This window comes from Gammaproteobacteria bacterium (ex Lamellibrachia satsuma), from assembly GCA_019623805.1.
GTDB lineage: Bacteria > Pseudomonadota > Gammaproteobacteria > Chromatiales > Chromatiaceae > QGON01.
Genome location: CP053680.1, coordinates 1,542,742 through 1,565,249, shown reverse-complemented (window position 1 = coordinate 1,565,249; position 22,508 = coordinate 1,542,742). Strand labels below are relative to the sequence as shown.

The 22,508-nt window shown below is 56.2% G+C and carries 18 protein-coding genes and 1 riboswitch; of the genes, 15 read left to right on the top strand and 3 right to left on the bottom strand.

Going from position 1 to position 22,508, the window contains the following annotated elements; translation table 11 throughout:
• The first annotated feature begins 10 nt into the window (after positions 1 to 10).
• Genes hldE through HPY30_06560 form a run of 4 tightly spaced genes read left to right on the top strand, consistent with a single transcriptional unit; the run spans position 11 to position 4,709 of the window.
• Positions 11 to 1,435, top strand: a complete 1,425-nt coding sequence (gene hldE, locus HPY30_06575) for a bifunctional D-glycero-beta-D-manno-heptose-7-phosphate kinase/D-glycero-beta-D-manno-heptose 1-phosphate adenylyltransferase HldE (protein QYZ67935.1) — start codon at positions 11 to 13, stop codon at positions 1,433 to 1,435.
• A gap of 39 nt (positions 1,436 to 1,474) precedes the next feature.
• Positions 1,475 to 2,665 carry a glycerol-3-phosphate dehydrogenase gene (locus HPY30_06570; protein QYZ65686.1) on the top strand — a complete coding sequence of 397 codons (1,191 nt, stop codon included), beginning with the start codon at positions 1,475 to 1,477 and terminating at the stop codon, positions 2,663 to 2,665.
• Positions 2,656 to 3,438 (top strand): aldo/keto reductase, encoded by a 783-nt coding sequence (locus HPY30_06565; GenBank protein QYZ65685.1) that lies wholly within the window; start codon positions 2,656 to 2,658, stop codon positions 3,436 to 3,438. The genes HPY30_06570 and HPY30_06565 overlap by 10 nt, the downstream gene beginning before the upstream one ends.
• Complete coding sequence (locus HPY30_06560) at positions 3,438 to 4,709, top strand: 3-deoxy-D-manno-octulosonic acid transferase (protein QYZ65684.1); 1,272 nt, start codon at positions 3,438 to 3,440, stop codon at positions 4,707 to 4,709. The genes HPY30_06565 and HPY30_06560 overlap by 1 nt, the downstream gene beginning before the upstream one ends.
• On the opposite strand, the gene HPY30_06555 is transcribed toward HPY30_06560, so the two are convergent.
• Positions 4,706 to 5,374 (bottom strand): protein-L-isoaspartate O-methyltransferase, encoded by a 669-nt coding sequence (locus HPY30_06555; protein QYZ65683.1) that lies wholly within the window; start codon positions 5,372 to 5,374, stop codon positions 4,706 to 4,708. The two genes, HPY30_06560 and HPY30_06555, sit on opposite strands and share 4 nt — an antisense overlap.
• A 309-nt stretch (positions 5,375 to 5,683) precedes the next feature.
• Positions 5,684 to 5,779: riboswitch (TPP riboswitch) on the top strand.
• 36 nt (positions 5,780 to 5,815) lie between these two features.
• Here HPY30_06555 and thiC point away from each other — a divergent pair.
• Both thiC and HPY30_06545 read left to right on the top strand, forming a co-directional pair.
• On the top strand, positions 5,816 to 7,705 hold the full coding sequence (gene thiC / locus HPY30_06550) for a phosphomethylpyrimidine synthase ThiC (GenBank protein ID QYZ65682.1): 1,890 nt from the start codon (positions 5,816 to 5,818) through the stop codon (positions 7,703 to 7,705).
• 103 nt (positions 7,706 to 7,808) lie between these two features.
• Entirely contained in the window at positions 7,809 to 8,570 is a 762-nt protein-coding gene (locus HPY30_06545) for a helix-turn-helix domain-containing protein (protein ID QYZ65681.1), read from the top strand.
• A 137-nt stretch (positions 8,571 to 8,707) separates the two neighbouring features.
• Here the strand turns inward: HPY30_06545 and rhlE are convergent, their stop codons facing one another.
• On the bottom strand, positions 8,708 to 10,135 hold the full coding sequence (rhlE, locus tag HPY30_06540; protein QYZ65680.1) for an ATP-dependent RNA helicase RhlE: 1,428 nt from the start codon (positions 10,133 to 10,135) through the stop codon (positions 8,708 to 8,710).
• Between the two features lie 282 nt (positions 10,136 to 10,417).
• On the opposite strand from rhlE, the gene rsuA reads away from it, so the two are divergent.
• The 4 genes from rsuA (at position 10,418) to HPY30_06520 (ending at position 14,436) form a co-directional block, all read left to right on the top strand.
• On the top strand, positions 10,418 to 11,113 hold the full coding sequence (gene rsuA, locus HPY30_06535) for a 16S rRNA pseudouridine(516) synthase RsuA (protein QYZ65679.1): 696 nt from the start codon (positions 10,418 to 10,420) through the stop codon (positions 11,111 to 11,113).
• A gap of 152 nt (positions 11,114 to 11,265) precedes the next feature.
• Positions 11,266 to 11,637 (top strand): response regulator, encoded by a 372-nt coding sequence (locus HPY30_06530; GenBank protein QYZ65678.1) that lies wholly within the window; start codon positions 11,266 to 11,268, stop codon positions 11,635 to 11,637.
• Positions 11,624 to 12,226 (top strand): chemotaxis protein CheC, encoded by a 603-nt coding sequence (locus HPY30_06525; protein QYZ65677.1) that lies wholly within the window; start codon positions 11,624 to 11,626, stop codon positions 12,224 to 12,226. Before HPY30_06530 ends, HPY30_06525 begins: the two co-directional genes overlap by 14 nt.
• Before the next feature lie 17 nt (positions 12,227 to 12,243).
• Positions 12,244 to 14,436, top strand: coding sequence for an EAL domain-containing protein (locus HPY30_06520; GenBank protein QYZ65676.1), 2,193 nt, complete (start codon positions 12,244 to 12,246; stop codon positions 14,434 to 14,436).
• A gap of 217 nt (positions 14,437 to 14,653) precedes the next feature.
• On the opposite strand, the gene rapA is transcribed toward HPY30_06520, so the two are convergent.
• On the bottom strand, positions 14,654 to 17,530 hold the full coding sequence (gene rapA, locus HPY30_06515) for an RNA polymerase-associated protein RapA (protein QYZ65675.1): 2,877 nt from the start codon (positions 17,528 to 17,530) through the stop codon (positions 14,654 to 14,656).
• Positions 17,531 to 17,888: 358 nt separating this feature from the next.
• Between rapA and HPY30_06510 the strand changes: the two genes are divergently transcribed.
• The 5 genes from HPY30_06510 to HPY30_06490 all read left to right on the top strand — a co-directional run bounded on the left by HPY30_06510 (position 17,889) and on the right by HPY30_06490 (position 22,503).
• Entirely contained in the window at positions 17,889 to 18,407 is a 519-nt protein-coding gene (locus tag HPY30_06510; GenBank protein QYZ67934.1) for a YqhA family protein, read from the top strand.
• A gap of 502 nt (positions 18,408 to 18,909) precedes the next feature.
• Positions 18,910 to 19,224 (top strand): cytochrome c, encoded by a 315-nt coding sequence (locus HPY30_06505; protein QYZ67933.1) that lies wholly within the window; start codon positions 18,910 to 18,912, stop codon positions 19,222 to 19,224.
• A 204-nt stretch (positions 19,225 to 19,428) separates the two neighbouring features.
• Entirely contained in the window at positions 19,429 to 19,890 is a 462-nt protein-coding gene (locus tag HPY30_06500; protein QYZ65674.1) for a copper chaperone PCu(A)C, read from the top strand.
• A 273-nt stretch (positions 19,891 to 20,163) separates the two neighbouring features.
• The gene (locus HPY30_06495; protein ID QYZ65673.1) at positions 20,164 to 21,411 is read left to right on the top strand and encodes an IS701 family transposase; all 1,248 of its coding nucleotides are present in this window, start codon (positions 20,164 to 20,166) and stop codon (positions 21,409 to 21,411) included.
• Between the two features lie 60 nt (positions 21,412 to 21,471).
• Positions 21,472 to 22,503, top strand: a complete 1,032-nt coding sequence (locus tag HPY30_06490; protein ID QYZ65672.1) for a hypothetical protein — start codon at positions 21,472 to 21,474, stop codon at positions 22,501 to 22,503.
• Positions 22,504 to 22,508: the final 5 nt, after the last annotated feature.

Below are 22,508 nucleotides of genomic sequence, written 5' to 3'. Positions count from 1 at the left end.
TTTCAGCCCCATGTCCATAGATATTCCAGCGTTTGATCAGGCCCGTATTCTGGTGGTGGGGGACGTGATGCTCGACCGCTACTGGCACGGCGATACTGCCCGTATCTCACCCGAAGCGCCTGTCCCTGTGGTGCGTGTCGGTGAAGAGGAACAGCGCCCAGGTGGTGCCGGCAATGTGGCGCTCAATATCGCAGCTTTGGGCGGGAGTGCAGTGCTGGCCGGGTTGATCGGAGACGACGAACCGGGGCGAGCGTTGACGGATATCCTCGATGCTGCCGGTGTTACCTGCTGTTTTGAACCTTTAGATGGGTTTCCGACGATCACCAAACTGCGGGTGATCAGTCGGCATCAGCAACTCATCCGGCTCGATTTTGAAGATGGCTTTCCAGCAACCGGCAGCGAGGTGCTGCTGGAGAGCTGTCGCCGACTGATTGCTGGCGTTGATCTGCTCGTGCTCTCCGACTACAACAAAGGGACACTACACAATATTCGTGAATTGATAGCGCTGGCAAGGGAAGCCGGAAAGCCGGTGTTGGTCGATCCAAAAAAAGAGGATTATGAGCTCTATCGCGGCGCGGCTCTGGTCACGCCGAATCTCTCCGAATTTGAAGCCGTGGTGGGCAAGTGCGAGGATCAGGATGAACTGGTAGCGCGTGGTCATGATCTGCTGCAACGCTATGAACTCGATGCACTGTTGATTACCCGTGGCGAGCAGGGCATGACCCTGTTGCAGCAGGGGTTGGAGCCGCGCCACATGCCGACCCACGCCCGTGAGGTTTTCGATGTGACCGGCGCCGGTGACACAGTCATCTCAGTGCTGGCGGCAGGCATGGCGGCCGGACTTGCCCTCGACACTGCAACGCATCTATCCAATGTGGCTGCCGGTGTGGTGGTTGGAAAGCTGGGTACCGCTTCGGTTACCGAAGATGAGCTGAAGATGGCCCTGATGGAGCACCACGTCACCCATCGCGGTGTGGTGGGTGAAGATCAATTGGTGCGGTTGATGCGTATCGCCCGCATGCAGGGAGAGCAGATCGTCGTCACCAACGGCTGTTTCGATATTCTGCATCCGGGCCATGTCACCTATCTGGAAGAGGCGAGCCGTCTTGGAGACCGCCTTGTGGTTGCGGTAAATGTGGATGAAACTGTGCGTCAGTTGAAAGGTGACGGCAGGCCGGTCAACGGGTTGGATCATCGTATGCATGTGTTGGCGGCGCTCGCTTGTGTCGACTGGGTGGTGCCCTTTAGTGAAGAGACACCGGAGCGGCTCATCTGTCGTCTGAAGCCCGATTTTCTGGCGAAAGGCGGGGACAATGATCCGGATAAGATTCCTGGTGCGGCCTGTACCCGCGAGGCGGGTGGCGAGGTAAGAGTCTTGACCTATGTGGATGGGATTTCGACGACGAAGATTGTGGAGTCGATTCGGCAGCAGTAGGGTTTTGCGTTGCCATGCAGCGGCATAAACAAACGACCAATGAAAACCCTCGAAACCGACATAATAATCTTCGGCGGCGGTATCGCCGGACTCTGGATCCTGGGCCGTCTGCACCAGGCGGGCTACCGCTGCCTGCTGCTTGAATCCGGCTGCATCGGCGGGGTTCAGACGCCAGCCTCCCAAGGCATCATTCACGGCGGCACCAAGTATGCCCTGACCGGCAAGCTGACCGGATCATCCCAGGCGATCCGGGCGATGCCCGGTATCTGGCGTGACGCACTGGCGGGTCATGGGGAACTCGACCTTTCGGCAGTGCGTATCCTCTCTGATCACCAGTATCTCTGGTCCACCACAGGGCTGGTCTCCCGCATGGCCGGCTTCTTTGCCGGCAAGGTGATGCAGAGTCGTATTGGTGAGGTCGAAGGGGAAAACCGTCCAAGACTGTTTCAGGATACGGCCTTCAAAGGCCATGTCTATCGGCTGGAGGAGCCGGTGTTGGATGTAGCCTCGCTGGTGAAGGAACTGTTTCGTCAGTATGGCAGATATACGCTACAGATCGACTGGCCTGATGGCATCAAATTCGATGTGGCCAATCAACGGGTGCTGTTGGGAGACAAGGGTGAAAAGCTGCAGATCAGGAGCCGCAGAACGCTGCTGGCAGCAGGTGCCGGGAATGAAGCGCTCCTGCGGGAGTTGGGATTGGAGCAGCCTGCCATGCAGCGCCGGCCACTACGGATGGTGATGTTGCGGGGGAACCTGCCGCCGCTTTTCGCTCACTGCCTCGGGGCCGGTGCCAACCCGCGCCTTACCATCACCAGCTATCCGCTGGCGGGCGGTGATCACGTCTGGTACCTGGGGGGAGATATTGCAGAAGAGGGGGTGGAACGTTCCGCGCAGGCACAGGTTAGTGCCGCAAAACGTGAGTTACAGGCACTGATGCCCTGGGTGGATCTCTCTGCCGTCGAATGGTCGACACTAGAGGTTGATCGGGCGGAGCCTCGCCAGCCAGGCGGCAAACGGCCGGACAGCAGTTTTCTCGAACAGCTGCAGGATGTGATGGTGGCCTGGCCGACCAAGCTGGCGTTTGCCCCGCGTCTGGCGCAGCAGGTTATCGACCGAATGCAACAGGATGGGATATCCCCTTCAAAGGGCGAACTGAAGATTCCCGAAGGCTGGCCCCGGCCGCCGGTGACAAGGTTGCCTTGGGAGCAGGAACGACAATGGTTTTGAGGCCCCTCGGCAGTACCGGTATCCAGGTCAGTCCACTCGGCTTGGGAACGGTGAAATTTGGCCGCAACGAGCAGGTCAAGTACCCCAGTTCATTCGAGATTCCGGACGACAATGCGGTGCGGGACCTTCTCGCTCTAAGCCATGAACTTGGTATCAACCTGATAGATACCGCCCCCGCCTATGGCAATAGTGAACAACGATTGGGGCGGCTGCTGCCGGGATTGAGGGATGAATGGGTCATTGTGACCAAGGTCGGCGAGACTTTTGAAAAAGGTCATTCCAGTTTTGATTTTTCCGCCCGCGCCACCCGCGAGAGTATCGAACAGAGCCTGCGGTCTCTGCGGACGGATTATCTGGATGTGGTGCTGATCCACTCCCACGGCGGTGATCTGGAGATACTGCGGCAGGAGGATGTGCTGGAGACCCTGCGTGATCTTCAGCGCCGGGGGCTGGTGCGTGCCATCGGTATGTCGAGCAAGACGGTGGAGGGGGGACTGCTGGTGGTGCAGGAGTGCGATCTGGTGATGGCCACCTGCAACCCGGATTACAATGACGAGTTGCCGGTGCTGGAAGCAGCGGCCAAGGCCAACAAAGGCGTGTTGGTGAAGAAGGGGCTGATGAGTGGTCACGTTAAAGGGGCGGAAGGTGTGTCTCGTTCCATGGCGTTCATCTTCTCTCAGCCCGGGGTGAGCAGTATGATTGCCGGCACTATCAATCCGGCACATCTTCGCTCCAATGTAGCCGCACTTGAAGCAGTACTGGGTGAGACCTGATGCGAAACATCTACTCCCTGCTGCTCTACCTGATTATGCCGCTGGTAGTGGTGCGCCTCTACTGGCGCAGCCTCAGGAGCCCCGCTTATCGGGAGCGCTGGCTGGAGCGGTTTGGGTGGTTTGACTCGCCGGTCAGTGACGGCTGTATCTGGTTGCACGCGGTCTCAGTGGGTGAGGTACAAGCGTCAGCCCAGCTGGTGAGGCGGCTTCTTGCCGACTATCCAGGATTGCCGCTGGTGATCACCACCACGACCCCGACCGGGGCGAAACAGGTTGAATCGTTGTTCGGCCAGGATGTATTTCACCACTATGCCCCTTACGATGCGCCGCTGGTGGTAAAAACTTTCTTCGACAGACTACAGCCCCGGTTGCTGATCCTGATAGAGACAGAGATATGGCCCAATCTGCTGCATGAGTGTCGGCAGAGGAGCATTCCATCGTTACTGGCCAACGCCCGCATGTCCACCCGTTCTGCGCTTCGTTATCGCCGTCTGGCCGGGCTGACAAGGGAGACCCTGCAGAATATTTCGCTGATCGCCGCTCAAGGCAAAATGGATGCAGACCGTTTTCAGGTGTTGGGTACCCGGCCTGGACAGGTGGAGGTGACCGGTAGCGTCAAATTCGACATTAAGCTGCCGGCCAGCCTGCGGGAGCAGGCGGATGTGATGCGCCGGGACTGGGGGCAGGCGCGCCCGGTTTGGGTGGCTGCCAGTACCCATGAGGGGGAGGATGAGCTGGTGCTGGCGGCGCATGCGAAGGTGCGCGAGACCTTGCCGGAGAGTCTGCTGGTTTTGGTGCCGCGTCACCCCGAACGTTTCGACCGGGTGGCTGAACTGGCTATTAGTGCAGGGTTTGATCTGGTGCGCCGGTCCGAGCAGCGTCCCTGTCGCACTGAGACAGCCGTGTTTCTCGGCGACAGTATGGGTGAACTGGCCATGTTCCTTGGGGCTGCAGACATGGCGTTTATCGGGGGTAGCCTGGTGCCCCACGGTGGGCACAACATTCTCGAAGCGGCGGCGCAGGGCGTGCCGGTTGTGTTTGGCCCGCATATGTTCAATTTTGCTGAGATCAGCCACCTGTTTCTCGACCGGGGTGCGGCGCGGGAGGTGGTGACTGCTGAGACGTTGGCAGAGGTGTCTGCCCGTTGGCTAAGTGATGCCAGCGAACGGAGCCTGGTTGGGGAAAGAGGCCGCGACCTGGTGGAACAGAATCGCGGCGCCATGCAGCGGCTGATGGGTATAGTTGCCCGACTGTTTAGTGAAACAGCCTAGAACTCAAAAGCTTCCGGTTGTGTTGTACTCTCCAGAGGCACCTGTTCTGTTTCCAGGATTATCTCTTCCCGGAACGTCGTCTCAGACTCACGGGTGATCAGCCAGGCTTCCATGACCGGCGCTGTGCCGATGATGATAAAAAGCCTGCCGCCGGGTTTGAGCTGCTGACGGAATATCTCAGCCTGGGCGCTTGTCGGCACAGAGCCGGTTACCGCAATGGCATCGAATGGCCCATCCGGACTGGGTGCGGCCATGGCGTCGCTGGTGCGTAGCAGTACGTTGCGAATCTCCAGGGCATCCAGGTTGCGCCCCGCCATTTCGGTAAAATATTTATGGATATCGATGCTGACAACGCGGTTGGCGAGTTTGGCCAGGCATGCACTGAGAAAACCGCTGCCGGTGCCGACCTCAAGTACCTGATCCCCTGGCTGGATCGCCAGTGCCTGGGTCAGTTTTGCTTCCATGCGGGGAAACATCATCGACTGGCCGTGTGCCAGAGGAATCTCAATGTCGGCATAAGCCAAGCCCTTGTAGGCATTGGGCACGAAGGTATCCCGAGGCAGGGTCAGGAACTGCCCCAGAACCTGTGGATCGAAAACATCCCAAGGCCTGATCTGCTGTTCGACCATGTTGAAGCGGGCCTGCTCAAAACCGTTCTCCACCATTGGTAGATCCCCTTTAAGAGTGCATGAAAATATGTATAACGAGCTAGCCTACGTATTTTACTCTTCGCAGGCAAGGGATCAGATGGGGCAGAAGCGTGCTTCTCTTGTCCATTGCCCGATGGCTGGGCGGTCTGGTCTACCTTGTCCGCAGGGTTGGTATTTTGCTGATGGGATCAATTGCATTCGTTTGTCCCTCCTTTATACTGTTCTCAACGTAAAGCCCGCCAGGACGGCGGGGCCGGGAGTGAATGGAACCACCGAAGAGGCGCCATGGAAGGCGACGAAAGATTATCTACATATTGTGAAGCAGTACCCAGCTAGGGGCGCCTGACGAACTCAGGCTGAGAGAGACCCTTCGAACCTGATCCGATTAATACCGGCGTAGGAAAGCTGAACGCCCACGCGCTCGCTTTCCTCCGAAATAGTTAGAGAGCAGCCACCATGAGCGCCATCCCAGAAGATTTCATCAAAAAGACCGCCAGCCTCTCAGAAGAGGTGACTCGTCCCTTTCTTAAATCGAAGAAGATCTACGTCGAGGGCTCACGCCCGGATATTCGGGTGCCGATGCGCGAGATCGAACAGGATCCCACAGCAGCCAGCTTTGGCGCAGAAGAGAACCCGCCGATCACGGTTTACGATACCTCAGGCCCCTTCACCGACCCTGAGCAGAAGATCGACCTGATGAAAGGTATGCCCGACCTGCGTTCCGGCTGGATCGACGAGCGTGATGACACCGAGCAGCTCGAAGGTCCCAGCTCCGACTATGGTCGGATCCGGCAAGGCGATGCGGAACTGGCCAATCTGCGCTTTGAACATATCCGTGCGCCGCGCCGGGCCAGGCCGGGGCAGAATGTCACCCAGATGCATTACGCCCGCCAAGGCATCATCACCCCTGAGATGGAGTTCGTCGCAATCCGCGAAAATTGCCGTCTGCAGGAGATGAGGGCCGACCCACGTTACGCCAAGCTGCTGCGTCAGCATGCCGGCGAGCCGATGGGAGCCAATATTCCTGATGAGATTTCCCCGGAGTTCGTGCGTGCCGAGATCGCTGCAGGACGCGCCATCATCCCCGCCAACATCAACCACCCGGAGATGGAACCGGTGGTCATCGGCCGTAACTTCCGGGTGAAGATCAATACGAATATAGGCAACAGCGCCATCAGCTCCTCCATCGATGAGGAGGTCGAAAAGATGGCCTGGTCGGCCCGCTGGGGTGGCGATACATTGATGGATCTCTCCACCGGCAAGAACATCCATGAGACTCGCGAGTGGATCCTGCGCAACTCTCCCGTGCCGATCGGCACGGTGCCCATCTATCAGGCGCTGGAGAAGGTCAACGGCAAGTCCGAGGATCTCACCTGGGAGATCATGCGCGACACGCTTATCGAGCAGGCGGAGCAGGGCGTCGACTACTTCACCATCCACGCCGGTGTGCTGTTGCGTCATGTGCCGCTGACGGCTGATCGTGTTACCGGCATTGTTTCCCGGGGTGGTTCCATCCTCGCCAAATGGTGTTTGGCCCACCATGAAGAGAACTTTCTCTACACCCACTTCGAGGATATCTGCGAGATCATGAAGGCCTACGATGTCGCCTTCTCTCTGGGTGACGGTTTGCGCCCTGGCTGTTTGGCCGATGCAAATGACGCAGCCCAATTCGGTGAACTTGAAGCTTTGGGTGAACTTACCAGGATCGCCTGGAAGCACGACGTGCAGGTGATGATCGAAGGCCCCGGCCACGTGCCGATGCAGATGATCAAGGAGAACATGGACAAGGAGCTGACCGATTGCTTCGAGGCGCCTTTCTATACCCTCGGTCCACTGGTCACCGACATCTCCCCCGGCTATGACCACTTCAGCTCCGGCATCGGTGCCGCGCAGATCGGCTGGTACGGCACCGCCATGCTCTGTTACGTCACCCCCAAGGAGCATCTTGGTCTGCCTAACAAGGAAGATGTGCGGGAAGGCATCATCACTTACAAGGTAGCGGCCCACGCTGCCGATCTGGCCAAGGGGTTTCCGGGCGCTCAGCTGCAGGACAACGCCATGTCCAAGGCCCGCTTCGAGTTTCGTTGGGAAGATCAGTTCGCCCTCGGCCTCGATCCGGAGAAGGCCCGCGACTTCCACGATGAGACCATGCCACACGACTCCCACAAGGTGGCTCATTTCTGCTCCATGTGCGGTCCTCACTTCTGCTCCATGAAGATCAGTCAGGAGGTGCGGGAATTCGCCGCCGAAAAGGGGATCTCTGAGATCGAGGCCCTGAAGCAGGGCATGAATGAGAAGTCGCAGGAGTTTCTGAAGAAGGGTGCGGAGATCTACAAGGAGATTTGATCCACCAATGAGTTCCTGCTGCTGATTTCTGGACAGGTGGCGCGGGTTATCCGGTTTGACTCCAGCCCCTTTTTTTCATTCTTTTGGGAAATGAAAAAACACAATGACCAGTGAAATAGACGAGGAAAATCAGGTGCTATCACCGCAAGGAGAGTCCTCTGAGAATCAATCTGAGCAGGATTGTTCTGAGTGTGAAGCGAAGGGCCATTGTCTGGGGGAGGGACTTAGTGAAGAGCAGATACAGGGGTTACGGAAGATTACCCGTACTCTCGGGCCTTTTAAGCCAGGAGAGAACATCTTCAGGGTAGAGAATAAATTCAAGTCCCTGTTTGTCATTCAGTCGGGTGCCGTCAAGATAGAAACCGCCTCTTTTGAAGGCACCAAGCTGGTAGACGGTTTCTTTTTTCGGGGTGACCTTGTGGGGCTGGAATCGATCGGTGCCCATCAATACGGCCATGATGCCATCGCATTGGAGCTGACCCTGGTTTGTGAACTCCCTTTTGACCACCTCGAGTCGCTTTGTTCGTTCGTGCCGAGGTTGCAACGGAAGTTGATGATTATCCTGGGGCAGAAGATCCGCTACACGAACGACACCATTGTGCATGGGCGCTATATGAGCGCTGAAAAGCGGTTGTTGTCTTTTCTGCAGATGCTGTGCGAAAAGAAGATCATTGAGAAGAGCGATAACACAGGCAGTGTGCAGCTGCCCATGTCAAAGGGGGATATTGCCAGTTATCTGGGTTTACGGCCTGAATCCCTCAGCCGGACACTGACCAAACTTCAGAGTGACGGTATTATCCGAAACCATACGAAGAAAATAGAATTTTTGGATATCAAGGCAATCCTGCAGCAAGTGTGCGGGTAACATGACAGTTACCGGTATCTGTTCCTGATACATCCAGGCATTGTCGGCTCTGACCACATCCTGGTTGACAGTTCAGACTGTCAACCAGGATGTGGGTTACTGTTCGGGATCACCTGTTAGATGGTCCCGGCTTTGCGTTAGCCCAACAGCGAAGGCGTCTCCCCCCCCTGTCTGCGCTTGCCGCTTCGTCTGGCGGGCTTGTTTGTGGGGCGCTGCCTGGCGTTGGCTGGCCGGGAACTGGTCGGTTTACTGCTACTGTCAGACCGGTTTCCGCCTTTCCGCTCCTGCTGGGTATTGCTCTCCTGCCTGTTGCCGGAAGCCCTTTTACGCCGACCGGGACGCCCCTCTTTGCGGCGTGGCTTGTCGGCCCTGCCATGGGTGTGACGGGTGCTGTTGCGGCCATTGCGGATCGGCTCGGCCTTGATGCTTGGGTCCGGTTCGTAACCCGGCAATACTTCCTGCGGGATCGAACGCTTCAGCAGTCGCTCGATATCCTTCAGCAACTTATGCTCATCGATGCAGACCAGAGATGCCGCCTCGCCCTCGTTGCCTGCCCGTCCGGTGCGACCGATACGGTGCACGTAGTCTTCCGACACGTTGGGCAGTTCGAAATTGACCACGTGGGGCAACTGGTCGATGTCGAGACCACGGGCAGCAATGTCAGTCGCCACAAGCACCCGGACATCGCCGGCTTTGAAACCGGCCAGCGCCCGGGTACGCGCCCCCTGACTCTTGTTGCCATGGATCGCGGCGGCGCTGAGGCCATCCTTCTCCAACTGCTGGGCCAGCCGGTTGGCACCATGTTTGGTGCGGGTGAAGACCAATACCTGCCGCCAGTTGCGGGAGCCGATCAGGTAGGAGAGCAGTTCGCGCTTGCGCTTTTTGTCTACCGGATAGACGATCTGGGCCACTGTCTCGGCGGCGGTGTTACGTCGTGCTACCTCGATCAGCGTGGGTGAATTCAACAGGCTGTCGGCAAGGGTCTTGATCTCTCCCGAGAAGGTGGCGGAGAAGAGCAGGTTCTGCCGGCGGTTGGGCAACAGTGCCAGCACCTTGCGGATGTCGTGGATAAAGCCCATGTCGAGCATCCGGTCCGCCTCATCCAGTACCAGGATTTCAACCTTTGAAAGATCCAGGGTCTTCTGCTGCACATGGTCGAGCAGGCGGCCCGGGGTTGCGACAAGAATGTCGACACCATGGCGCAGCGTATTGATCTGAGGACCTATTTTTACGCCACCGAAGATGACGGTGGATTTCAATGGCAGGTGTCTGCCGTAGGTCGCCACGCTCTCACCTACCTGAGCGGCAAGCTCACGGGTTGGTGTCAACACCAGGGCGCGTACCGGGCGCTGTCCCTTGCCCTGAGCGTGCTGGTTCAAGAGTTGCAACATCGGCAGGGTGAAACCGGCGGTCTTGCCGGTACCCGTCTGGGCACCGCCCATAATGTCGCGCCCTTCAAGAATAACGGGAATTGCCTGGCGTTGGATGGGTGTGGGTTCGCTGTAACCGGATTCAGACACGGCACGCAGCAGTTCGGCCGACAGGCCGAGAGTATCGAAAGACATGATTGGGAAAAGCTCCGGATCATCACAAACAGGGCGTTGAGCCTTGCTACGGTCCAGGGATGATCTTTGGAAAAATCGGATTACGGAGTGTAATCACACAGAAAGGATGCAGACCGAAGTGCATCAGAAGCGCGGATACTACATCAACCGGACGACAGAGTCGATTGTTAACTTCAGGGGGAGACGAGCAGGATAGGCTACGGAATAATACAATAGTTTCAGGTTATCGTTTTATTTGTGCCTCTGAGATTTACATGGCTATCGACCCAACTGTCACCTCACATGAGACTCGATAAATATTTAAGCAGCGTAACCCGGCTTTCCCGTTCGCAGGCGCAAAAAGCGATACGTGCGGGAAGGGTAATGGTCGACGGAGAGACAGAAAAAAACATGTCTCGGAGCGTTGTGCCGGAAACACAGGTAATCCTTGATGGTAACGAGACGGGCCAACCTGGTCCTCGTTACTTCATGCTGCACAAACCGCAAGGCTATGTCTGCTCCACCGGGGATCCCCAACACCCCACTGTGCTTGAGCTGCTGGATGAGGTAATAACCGGCGACCTTCATTTTGCGGGGCGGCTTGATATCGATGCCACTGGTCTGGTGTTGATCACCAGTGACGGCCAATGGTCCCACCGTATCGTTGCGCCGGGCCGTAAGTGCCGGAAGCGCTATCGCGTCACCCTTGCTGAACCATTGACGGCTTCAGATGCGGAGAAACTGCGGCAGGGCGTGTTGCTACGCAACGAGCCGCAACCCACCCAACCGGCGATGCTCGAAATTCTCGCAGAGAGAATCTGTCTCCTGACTATCACCGAAGGACGTTACCATCAGGTCAAGCGAATGTTTGCCGCAGTAGGTAACCGGGTGATTGGTCTGCACCGGGTTTCTATCGGCAACCTTGAATTGGATGAAAATTTGGCGCCGGGCGCCTATCGGTGCCTCTCACTGCAAGAGATTGAGGTGGTGACTCGATAGGCCGGTTTCCATGGGCATTGAAGGGATTCTTTCTGGTAAAAGCGCCTTTTTTTCCTAAAGTATTCCTGTTTTCCAGCCGCTTATATTGAGAGAGGCAAGGACACATGCTATTGCATGGCTTCACCCCAATACAAAAATGAGGAAGACCTCCAATGCCAGAAGCAACAATGCTGATCGTTGATGACAGTAAACTCTCCCGCATGATGGTCCGTGCCATCGTAAAGCAGGTCCAAGGTGACTGGAACATCATCGAAGCAGAAAATGGTGAGGATGCCCTGGTAAAAAGCGAGGCTGAAACGGTGGATATTATGACCCTGGATTACAACATGCCCGGGATGGATGGACTGACTCTGGCGGAGCATATGCGCCAGCGTTTTCCTGATGCGTCCATCGCTTTGCTGACGGCTAATATTCAGGACACCATACGCCTGCGGGCGGAGTCTGCAGGTGTCGGTTTTATTCAGAAACCGATCACCGAAGATAAGATCGCTGAGTTTGTGGATGTCCATAATGGAACTCACTGAACTGCAGGAAGACGCAATATCTGAATTGCTCAATATCGGCATGGGGACTGCTGCGTCGGCTTTGAGTCAGATGGTTGGGGAAGAGGTGATGCTTTCAGTCCCCAGTGTGACTATCGTGCCCCGACCAGAGGCAGCGCAGGCGATAGGGCTGGGCAAAGATGACCGGGTATCGGCGGTACGTGAACATTTTACCGGTTCCTTCTGGGGCGATGCCATGCTCCTTTTTCCTGAGGGCAACAGCGTGGAATTGGTACGGGCGTTGTTGAAAGAGGAGATGACGCTGGAGATGCTCTCCGAAATGGAACAGGAGGCGCTGACCGAGGTGGGTAACATCATCCTCAATGCCTGCCTGGGCAGTCTGGCAAATATCTTTGGTGATGAGTTGCACTACGAGATGCCAGAGTTTGACCATGGTGCCTGTGGCATGATCCTGGCTGACGATAAAGGTGGCGGCTCCGTATTGATTTTGCGCATGGATTTCACGCTTCAGAAGACGAATGTGGGAGGGTTTCTAACGCTCATGATGGATGTTGACTCCGTACAGGCGTTCATTGCCCAACTTGAACAGTTTATGCAGGAAATGGCGTGAACTCGCTGGGGTTCTGAATGGACGGGCAAGGTCAGGATCTGGGATACAGCGCGAACCGCCAGAACCATAGCTTGTTGGCAGATGATCAAATCCTGCCCGCCCTCTTGCTGCATGAGGTGCTCGAAGCGAGTGATATCGGCATGTTCGTCCTGGATGCCGACAGAAAAATCGTTGCCTGGAATCGCTGGCTGGAAGTGGTCTCTGGAGTCTCCTTCGCGGCTGCTGCCGGCAAAAAGATGGATCGGTTGTTCCCTGAACTTTCAGGTTCCCGGCTGCAGGCAGTGGTGAAGACTGCATTGGAACAGGGTATGTCGGGTGTGCTGTCTCAGAAGTTTCATCCACATATCCTCCCCCTCTATAAGACGCCGGATGACCGGGCTGCGGATAATCGCATCAGCCAGATGATCAAAGTGAAACCATTGACACTGGAGAGCCGTTTCTGTCTGGTGCAGATCTTCGACGTCACTTCCGCTGTTTCACGGGATCAGATGTTGCGGGAGCAGACAATCCAGCATCGTGAACGCGAACTGAGAACCCGCGCTATGCTCTCTTCCATAGCGGATGCCGTAATCGCGACGGATAAGGCGGGGCGGGTGGAATTTATCAACCTGGTTGCCGAAGGCATGATCGGTTACTCCGGTGATCTGGCACAGGGTAAGCCACTGGATGAGGTTTTTCGGGTCTACGAGGAGTGTGAGGGGAGTGGTTCGGTCGATCCGCAGCAGGTCTATCTTCCACTCCAAAAGCTGATAACCACCTCAAGCAAGGGGCTGATGCTGAAACATCGGGACGGCTTATGTTTCCCGATAGAAAAGTCGTTGGCAAACGTGCGGGATGAGCATGGCGAGATGCAGGGCATGGTTATTGTATTCAGAGATGTCAGCAGGTCGCGCAAACTCGCCGCCCAACTGAGTTGGCAGGCCAGCCATGATGCCCTGACCGGCCTCTATAATCGTATCGCTTTCGACAGCCAGTTGGGCCGCCTGTTGGAGTTGGCCAGTCATGAGCAGACGGAGCATGGCCTGCTCTATCTAGACCTTGACCGTTTCAAGATGGTCAATGATACCTGTGGGCATATTGCAGGAGATGAGTTATTGCGCCAGATCACCACGGTGATCAAACAATCGATCCGTGGCAACGACATACTTGCCCGGTTGGGTGGCGATGAGTTCGGGATTCTTTTGGGAAACTGCCCTGTTAATGCGGCAGAGAAGATTGCCAATCAGGTTCGCCTTTCGATACAGGATTTTAGATTCGCCTGGGGAGACAAGTACTTCAATTTGGGGGTCAGTATCGGGTTGGTGAGCATCAATCATGAGAGTGAGGGTGTGGAACAAATCCTGAGTCTGGCCGACACTGCCTGTTATGCCGCCAAGGATGCCGGGCGCAATCAGGTGCATGTCTATCGCCCTGAGGAAAGCCTCGCCGCCCAGCGGCATGGCGAAGCGCGGTGGGTGACAAGGATTCGCAGCGCCCTCGAGGATGATCGTTTTGTGCTCTACGTGCAGCCGATCCGTCCTACTGATGTTAAAGCAGATGGGGGAGAACACCTTGAGGTGTTGATCCGTATGCTGGATGAGTCCGGTGGTTTGGTCATGCCGGGCGCTTTTATCCCCGCCGCGGAACGCTACGATCTGATGCCCGCGATTGACCGCTGGGTTGTACGCAGGATTACTGCTCTGATCGATCTCCATCGTGAGACTTTCTTTACCCGGAAAACCCGTTTTTTTATCAATCTCTCCGGCAGTTCCCTCAATGGGGATGAGACACTGGATTGCATACTCGAGCAGCTTGGGATATTAGATCTGGATCAAAGCATGCTCTGTTTTGAGGTTACCGAAACGGCGGCGATCGCCAACCTCTCATCGGCCGAACATTTTATTCGCACCTTGCAGAATTATGGTTGCGAGTTTGCACTCGATGACTTCGGCAGTGGCCTCTCTTCATTCAGTTATCTGAAACATCTGCCGGTAGATTATCTGAAGATCGACGGCACCTTCGTCAAGGATATGGCTGATGATCCGATCGACTATTCCATGGTAGAGGCGATCAACAATATCGGTCACATCATGGGGCTGCGGACAATCGCGGAGTTTGTCGAAACCGATGAGATTCTGGAAAAGTTACAGGCAATCGGAGTCGATTATGCCCAGGGGTATGGGATCAGGAGCCCCTTTCCTTTGGATGAGTTGTTATCAGGTGACAGGTGATAGGTGACAGGTGACAGGGCGAGTTTACAAAATTATTGCTAAATAGAGCTTGACGCGTTTCTGGGTAGATACAAACTTTGGAAAACCTGAAACCTGAAACCTGAAACCTGAAACCTGAAACCTGAAACCTGAAACCTGAAACCTGAAACCTGAAACCTGAAACCTGAAACCTGAAACCTGAAACCTGAAACCTGAAACCTGAAACCTGAAACCTTTTTTAAAGCGTAACCACCAACCTAACCGCGTCCAACTTCAGTCGAGAATCCTGCAGATGTTGATGCAGCGCCAATCCTTGAGCCTGCAGCGCTTCGATCTCCTCGTCGCGTACGTTGGGATTGTACTGTTTGAGCGCCACCATGCGCTGGATCTCGCTGGTATAACTCTCCATCATCTCGCTTGCAGCCTGCTCGACCAGTTCGGGTACCTGCTGCTGTGCCTTCTGCTCAGATAATTTCACCAGCTTTTGGATGGCGTTGCGAAACTGCCGGATTACCGGTGCGGCTGTGCGGGCACCCAAAGGTTTGCCCTGGTCGGTCAGTTCATTGCAGCTGATCTGATGGTCGAGTCTCTCCCCTTTGTCATTGACCAGTACGCGGATCAGGGTGGGTGGCAGAAATCGCCCGGGTTGCAGGCTGCGGGGGGCGATACATTCGACCACGTAGAGGGCCTCGAGCAGCAGTTGACCGGCGGCGATTCTACTATCTTTGTAACCGACCGCAGAGCTGTTGCCTGTCTCCTGGTCGATCACCATCTCCATGGCGCTGTTCACCAGCGGATGTTCCCAAGTGAAGAATTGCCGGTCTTCGTGGGCCAGCGCAGTGGTGCGGCTGTAGGTGAGGGTCAAGCCCTCTTCCGGTAGACCTGGGAAACCTCCGGCCAAAACCTGCTCTCCGGGACGGATGATCATGCTGTCGAGCCCCAGTTCCTCACTCTCCAGACCATAGCTGTTGAACAGCCGGTTCATATGGTTCTGCAGATCCGGTGCCTGATCCTGGCTGTGCAGGGTTGTCACCAGCTCACTTGCCATCGGCTCACGGCAACCGCCGAGTTCGAGTAGATGGTCACGTCCCTGTTGCAATCTTTCGAATGTCTCTTCCCGCAGATTTCGGGTTGTTTCCAACAGCAGCTCCTGCGCCTCGGTTTCATCATCCTCTTCCAGTGCCTGGGTCACTACCGGGCGCAGTTGGGAGAGAATGCCGTGGGCTCCCGGCACATTGTGGCGGAAGGCGTCGAGACCTTCGTGATACCAGCGCAGCAGCACGGTTTGAGGGCCGGGGTCGAGGTAGGGGACATGGATCTTGACCGTTTCTGTCTGTCCGATCCGGTCGAGCCGGCCGATGCGTTGCTCCAGCAGATCCGGGTCGAGGGGCAAATCGAACAGGATCAGGTGGTGGGCAAACTGGAAGTTTCGCCCTTCGCTGCCGATCTCGGAGCAGAGCAGAATGCGGGCGCCGTTTTCTGAATCGGCAAACCAGGCCGCACCCCGGTCGCGTTCCAGAATGGACATCCCCTCGTGAAAAAGCGCTGCCCCGATGCCCGCCTTTTGCCGCAGTGCCTCCTGCAGGTCGATGGTTGTTTCGGCATGGGCACAGATGAGCAGCACCTTCTCGGTGGGGTTCTCCTGTAGGAAGCGGGTGATCCAGTCGACCCGTGGGTCGATTCGCCACCAGACTTTGGTGCCCGTGCCGCGATAGAGGCGTTCCGGCGTGAGTCGTTGGGCCGCAGACAGTGGTTCAGCCAGGGGGAGTTCATAGGGCTCCGGCAGCGGCAGGGGATAGGCGTGCAGCTCCCTTTCGGGAAAACCTTCGATGCGGGTACGGGTGTTACGGAACAGAACCCGGCCGGTGCCGTGGCGGTCCAGCAGCAGTTCTACCAGGGCCTCTCGCGCCTGCGTCTTGTGGTCGCTGCCGGTGGCAGGGTCTTGGAGCTGCTGCAATAGTGCTGCTCCCTCCTCATCGTCCAACACATTGAGCAACAGATCGCCGGATTCTGCCGAGAGGTCTCCATCCGTCAGCAGGGTTTCAACCGCGTTGGCGACTGGCTGGTAGCTCTGCTCCTCTTCGAGAAACGCAGCCAGATCGAAGTAGCGGTCGGGATCGAGCAGGCGCAGGCGGGCGAAATGGCCCTCCCGCCCAAGCTGTTCAGGGGTGGCGGTGAGCAAGAGTATGCCCGGCGTTTTGAGTGCGAGGGATTCCACCAGAAGGTATTCGGCACTGGGGTTATCCTCCGACCAGGCGAGGTGGTGAGCCTCGTCTACGATCAGCAGATCCCAGCTCCCCTCCAGTGCCTGGGAGAGTCGGCCGGGATTTTGTCTGAAGAGGTCGAGACTGCAAAGTACCAGCTGTTCGGCGTGGAACGGATTGTCTCCCTGTCCCGACTCACTGATAGCCTGGCAACGCTCCTCGTCGAGGATACTGAACCTCAGGTTGAAGCGGCGCATCAACTCAACCAGCCACTGGTGGACCAGGGGGTCGGGCACCAGGATCAGTGCCCGGCTGGCGCGACCGGTGAGCAGTTGATGGTGCAGGATCAGGCAGGCCTCGATGGTCTTGCCCAGGCCCACCTCATCGGCAAGCAGTATCCGGGGTGCAGGCCGGTTGGCCACTTCATGGGCGATGTAGAGCTGGTGGGGGATCAGGTCGATGCGCGCACCGCCCAGTCCGTGGGTGGGGGATTTCTCCTGCTGACCGAGTTTTTTCAGAGTGTGGTAGCGCAGGTCGAACCAGTTCATTGGATCGATCTGTCCCGCCAGCAGACGGTCCTGCGGTTTGTTAAAACGGGTGAAATTGCTCAGTTCACCCTCTGTCAGTTCTGCTTCGCTGCCATCCTCACGTACTCCACAATAGGTGAGCAGGCCGTTGGATTCAGCCACCCTGGAGATGCGCAGTATCCAGCCCTCATGGCTCTCCACGCTGTCGCCGGTATGGAACTGCACGCGTGTCAGTGGGGCGTTCTGCATCGCGTAGACGCGCGTCTCTCCAGCTGCCATGAAGAGCAGTGTGACGGTGCGGCCCTCTATTTTCAGCACGGTGCCAAGACCGAGTTCAGACTCGGTATCACTGATCCAGCGTTGGCCTGGGATGAATTCGATCATTTAAGCTAGGGTCTTGAGAGTGGAAAAGCCGGGTATTCTACAAGGCGGAGGGGGAAAGGCGAAAGGGTGAGCTACGCTGCAAAGGTCCAGTGGACCTTTGCAGCGTAGCGAACGACCGGACAGGAAGTCCGGGCCGGGGGTAATAAAGCGTTAGGAGGTGGCGCCAGGGATGGCGGGGGTAGGCTTGCTTGCAAGGTAGCGGGAAGCAGGTGACAGGAACGGTTCCGAAATATGATTTCCCTGCATTGAGCGAAAGTAGACCTGATCAAGCGTGGCGGATCAGGTATAGATGCTTGACCCGAGATCCAGCGCCTGAATAATAGGGGGCTGATTTATTGGAGTAAAAGTCTTGGAAAAAATGTTCGAGAATTTCCTCTGGAACAGTCGCCTGGTGGTGCTGTCCGCAGTGGTGGCAAGTCTGGCTGCTGCCTTGGCCATGTTCTATATGGCGTCGGTGGATGCAGTCTATATGATCGGGCACCTGGCGCACTATGCCTCACCCGATCTGACAACTGAAGCCCGGATCGAACTGCGCTCCTCTACTGTGACCCATGTAGTGGAGATCGTGGATGGCTATCTGTTGGCGACGGTATTGCTGATCTTCTCTCTGGGTCTCTATGAACTCTTCATCAGCAAGATCGATCAGGCGGAAAACAGTGAAGGCGCCTCCAAGGTGCTGATGATCACCAGTCTGGACGACCTCAAGAGCCGCCTGGCCAAGGTGGTGATGATGATTCTGGTGGTGCGCTATTTCGAGTTCGCCCTGGGAATGGATTTCACTACCCCCATGGATCTGTTGCAGTTTGCCGGTGGCATCGCGTTGCTCGGGCTGGCGCTCTACCTCTCCCACATGTCGGACAAGGGTGGCAGCCATTGACAGTGGCGTAGCCTATTCCGCCAAGAGGCTATGAGATTGACAAATGTCCTTTGTATGGACGATTTACTCGATGGTAATATACCCTCCAGCCGCTTTAAGGTGCGGTGTAAGATTTACACCGACCAAGGTTACAACCTGTTTCCAAGGATTCAGGTATAAAAGTTTTTCCAACTCAAAACTAGAGGTTGACTCATTCGCTGCGCGCCATGGAGAGCGAAGCGAGGGCGCGTAGTCCCCGGAAGGCGTAGGCGCGGGCGTATGGCCGGAGTGGCGGAAGAACGAAGTTCTGCAGCCAGCGGAGGCCATATGCAAGCGCATCCGACACGCCGTCTAGCCATTTGAGGTAGTGCTGCGTAGCCAGCGCCGAGCGAAGCAATGGTGTGGCGAAGCGGCACGGACGCAGGGCGGCCGGGGCACAATAGGCTGTCGTGACAAGCGAGGGCGAAAGGGGGACTGGGATGTCCCGTTTCGCATCCTGAGCGTCGCGACACACTTGATGCAGATGAAAACTTTGGTGCTGTCCGCCAGCGCTGCCGTCCTGTCCCTGGGAATGATTGGTTCCGTTGCCGCTGCCGATGGCGCCGCACTCTTCAAGGCAAAGACCTGCTTCTCCTGCCATGGTCAGGATGCCAAGACTCCGATCATGCCGATGTACCCCAAACTGGCCGGTCAGAGTGCTGACTATGCCTTCAATCAGATGAAAGACATCAAGAGCGGCGCCCGTAACAATGGCCAGACCGCTGCGATGAAGGGCATCATGGCTATGGTCTCTGAAGACGAGATGAAGGCGATTGCCAAGTGGCTGAGTACCCTGTAATCGCGGGATGCTCCTTATGACGGTGGCGTAGTGTTTGATGCCATCGCATAGCGTTGGAAACAGGGGGTGGCGGTGGAAACCGCCACCCCCTGTTTTTTTGTCTGTGGAGATGTGACAAAGTAGAAAGATGATCCAAGAAGTTATTGGGGAACGATGGGACGGCATCATGTTCAAACAAGCCGACGAATATTTTTGGAGAGAGTGATGAGATTGAATCTGTTTGGTGCACTTCTGCTTGCCGTTGGGGCGCAGGTTTCTGCGGGAGATGTCGGTGGTATGGTCGATGTTGATGACCCATATGTGCGCGGGGTGCCGCCGGGGCAGCCCAATACTGCCGCTTTCATGGGGCTGACTAACCGTGATCAGCGGGGGCATGCCCTGGTAGGGGCGCAGAGCCCTGTCGCCAAGGTGGTGGAGTTGCACACTCACACCATGGAGGGCGGCATGATGCGCATGCGTCCCGTGAAGCAGGTCGATCTGCCGGCCGGCCAGGAGGTCAGGCTACAGCCTGGCGGGCTGCATCTCATGCTTATCGGCCTGAAACAAAAACTGAAGTCGGGAGAGAATGTACCGGTCACACTGTTGTTTGAGGATGGCTCCACCAAGGCCATGCAAGTGCCTGTGCGCAAGATTCGTGTGCACATGAAGAAAATGCAGCACATGTAGAGTTTACCACCTCCTAGTTCTACTTTGTCAGATTAGATCTATAAGTAACTCACTGAATAATATAAAATATATGCTGTGAATTTCTTGGCAATCATCGTAAGGAAGAGCATCAAATGACAAGCACCAAGGTCATTTGAATTACCTGATACGCGCATAAGTAGAATCGATCGCATAGCGGAGCGATTCCAACGTTTCCAGTACCGCTTTGAATCCCATTTTCGAAGCAAGACGAGGTCGGTGTTTCAACCGGTCACACACTATCTCAAAGGCCTGATGCAAGCGCAGAGAAAGAACATGGAACGCATGGAAGAGGTGGTTGCAGGCGCAGATGATCAGCGTCTCCAGCATATGCTCACCGAGTCCCCGTGGGATCATCGTGCGGTGTTAGACCAAGTGGCGCTGGAAGCCGATCAATGGCTGGGTGGAACCGCGGATACCTGTCTGTTGCTCGATGAGAGTGGCCTTGCCAAGAAGGGTAAACATTCAGTGGGGGTTAAACGCCAATGGAATGGCCGCCAGGGCAAGGTGGATAACTGCCAGGTTGGTGTATTCGCAGCACTGGGTAAAGGGCACTTGTCCACGCTGATAGATGAACGTCTCTATCTACCCAAAGAGTGGGTATCGAACCCGGCTCGCTGTCGCAAGGCGGGTATCCCGGAAGTTGAACGGAAACATCAAAGCAAGTCAGAGTTGGCGCTGGAGATGGTGCGTCATCAGAGGACGCTTGGCCTGCGTTTTGCCTGGGTGGGTGCAGATGGGGGATACGGGAAGGATCCGGCTTTTCTGAGGGGTTTGGAGGCGATGGGTGAAACCTTTGTGGTGGACATCCACAAAGACCAACAGGTCTACCTGGAAGATCCACAGCCGTTCATACCGGAGAGCACGACAACGCGCGGTCGTCGTCGAAGTCGTCTGCAAGCCCAGGCAGCCCGTCTGCGCGTTGACCAGTGGCTCAATGAGCAACGGGACAGCGAGTGGCAGCAAGTGGTATTACGGGATAGCAGCAAGGGCAAACTGCGCGTCGAGATCCTGCATCATCGGGTTTGGCTTTGGGATGGAAAAGAAGCCCAGGCACATCAATGGCACCTGATTGTACGACGAGAGGTCAATTCACCGGAGACGATTAAATACACCTTGTCGAATGCACCGGAAGAAACGCCATCCCATTGTCTTGCAAAGATGCAGGCGCAGCGGTTCTGGGTTGAGCGTTCGTTCCAGGATGGTAAGAGTGAATCAGGTCTTGCTGATTATCAGGCCCGTAAATGGAAATCCTGGCATCACCATATGGCCTTGGTCATGATGGCGATGTTATTCATGCTCGAAGAGCGAATTGTGCAAAAAGATGATCACCCCTTACTCAGTTGTTCAGACATCGAATCGCTATTGCGTGCCTTCCTGCCACGGCGAGATATTGAACGCGATGAAATACTACGGCAAATGACGAAACGGCATCGTAAACGACAAGCGGCTATCGACTCCCAATATCGAAAACAGACGCTGGAACAGTCGGTTGCCGGGTGATGGAATCTGACAAAGTAGAACTAGGTTCCTCCGACTCAGTTGGCCAGTGCCGGATCCGATATGTCGAGTAGTCCTTTATTATCTATCGAGACTTTTCGTCAGGCTTTTCTTTCCGGCCTTGGGGATCTCCTTGAGCAGCCGGGATTCGGTGTTTTTATCCTGGGTCTCGCTAATGCGACTTTCGACCCCGAGATCCATGCAGCACTAAAAGCGCCCCTCCAATATCGTTTCGAACAGCTGGCGGCGATTTGCCGGGAAAGCCTCTCCGGGGGACGGGAGGTTCCCGCGGCCCCGGACGATCTGGTGGTGTTCCTTAAATTGATGGCGATTGGTTTTGACGGGGTGGCGTTGACAGAGTTTCGTCGGGCAGACGAGTGGGAACTACAGTTCAATCACATCCGGGCCTTCCGTCCGGCGCGGATGACAGGAGAAAAGGTTACCGGAATACATCGTCCTTTCGATCCCCGGGGCTTCCATTTCAACAAACCCTTTTTGCGTAAAGAGGTGTTTTGGGAGGGGGAGTTGCACGGATTGGAGGTCGAACTGCTCTACAACAAGTTTCCATTCGCCCAATTTCATGGCCTGCTGGTGCCTGAGCGGAGGGAGCGGGAGCCGCAGTATCTTTCACATCTCTATCATCTCTATATCTGGAATCTGACCGAAGAGTTGGGCGGATGCCTGCCGGGGGTGGGTTTCGGCTATAACAGTTACGGTGCATTCGCTTCTGTCAATCATCTGCACTTCCAGATGTTTGTGCGGGAACAGCCACTTCCTTTGGAAGCGGAACAGTGGAGACACAACGGAGGGGAGATACCTTATCCGGTGGACTGCCTGCGCTTTGGCTCCGCGCCTGAGGCTTGGGCCTACTTGAACGAATTACACCGGGAAGGTATTAGTTACAATCTGATCTACCGCCCCGATAGCCTCTATTGCCTGCCCCGCAGAAAACAGGGGAGTTATGAACACGCCCCCTGGACCACCGGCTATGCCTGGTATGAAATGGCTGGCGGAGTAACGACAACCAACCGGGCGGATTACGATAACCTTGATGCTGCCGTCATCGACGCTGAGTTGTCGAAGTTGCAGCTTTAACCTGA

Coding starts and splice junctions, on each gene's coding strand:
- hldE (QYZ67935.1), top strand. CDS start 11: ATGTCCATAGATATTCCAGCGTTTGATCAGGCCCGTATTCTGGTGGTG.
- HPY30_06570 (QYZ65686.1), top strand. CDS start 1,475: ATGAAAACCCTCGAAACCGACATAATAATCTTCGGCGGCGGTATCGCC.
- HPY30_06565 (QYZ65685.1), top strand. CDS start 2,656: ATGGTTTTGAGGCCCCTCGGCAGTACCGGTATCCAGGTCAGTCCACTC.
- HPY30_06560 (QYZ65684.1), top strand. CDS start 3,438: ATGCGAAACATCTACTCCCTGCTGCTCTACCTGATTATGCCGCTGGTA.
- HPY30_06555 (QYZ65683.1), bottom strand. CDS start 5,374: ATGGTGGAGAACGGTTTTGAGCAGGCCCGCTTCAACATGGTCGAACAG.
- thiC (QYZ65682.1), top strand. CDS start 5,816: ATGAGCGCCATCCCAGAAGATTTCATCAAAAAGACCGCCAGCCTCTCA.
- HPY30_06545 (QYZ65681.1), top strand. CDS start 7,809: ATGACCAGTGAAATAGACGAGGAAAATCAGGTGCTATCACCGCAAGGA.
- rhlE (QYZ65680.1), bottom strand. CDS start 10,135: ATGTCTTTCGATACTCTCGGCCTGTCGGCCGAACTGCTGCGTGCCGTG.
- rsuA (QYZ65679.1), top strand. CDS start 10,418: ATGAGACTCGATAAATATTTAAGCAGCGTAACCCGGCTTTCCCGTTCG.
- HPY30_06530 (QYZ65678.1), top strand. CDS start 11,266: ATGCCAGAAGCAACAATGCTGATCGTTGATGACAGTAAACTCTCCCGC.
- HPY30_06525 (QYZ65677.1), top strand. CDS start 11,624: ATGGAACTCACTGAACTGCAGGAAGACGCAATATCTGAATTGCTCAAT.
- HPY30_06520 (QYZ65676.1), top strand. CDS start 12,244: ATGGACGGGCAAGGTCAGGATCTGGGATACAGCGCGAACCGCCAGAAC.
- rapA (QYZ65675.1), bottom strand. CDS start 17,530: ATGATCGAATTCATCCCAGGCCAACGCTGGATCAGTGATACCGAGTCT.
- HPY30_06510 (QYZ67934.1), top strand. CDS start 17,889: ATGTTCGAGAATTTCCTCTGGAACAGTCGCCTGGTGGTGCTGTCCGCA.
- HPY30_06505 (QYZ67933.1), top strand. CDS start 18,910: ATGAAAACTTTGGTGCTGTCCGCCAGCGCTGCCGTCCTGTCCCTGGGA.
- HPY30_06500 (QYZ65674.1), top strand. CDS start 19,429: ATGAGATTGAATCTGTTTGGTGCACTTCTGCTTGCCGTTGGGGCGCAG.
- HPY30_06495 (QYZ65673.1), top strand. CDS start 20,164: ATGCAAGCGCAGAGAAAGAACATGGAACGCATGGAAGAGGTGGTTGCA.
- HPY30_06490 (QYZ65672.1), top strand. CDS start 21,472: ATGTCGAGTAGTCCTTTATTATCTATCGAGACTTTTCGTCAGGCTTTT.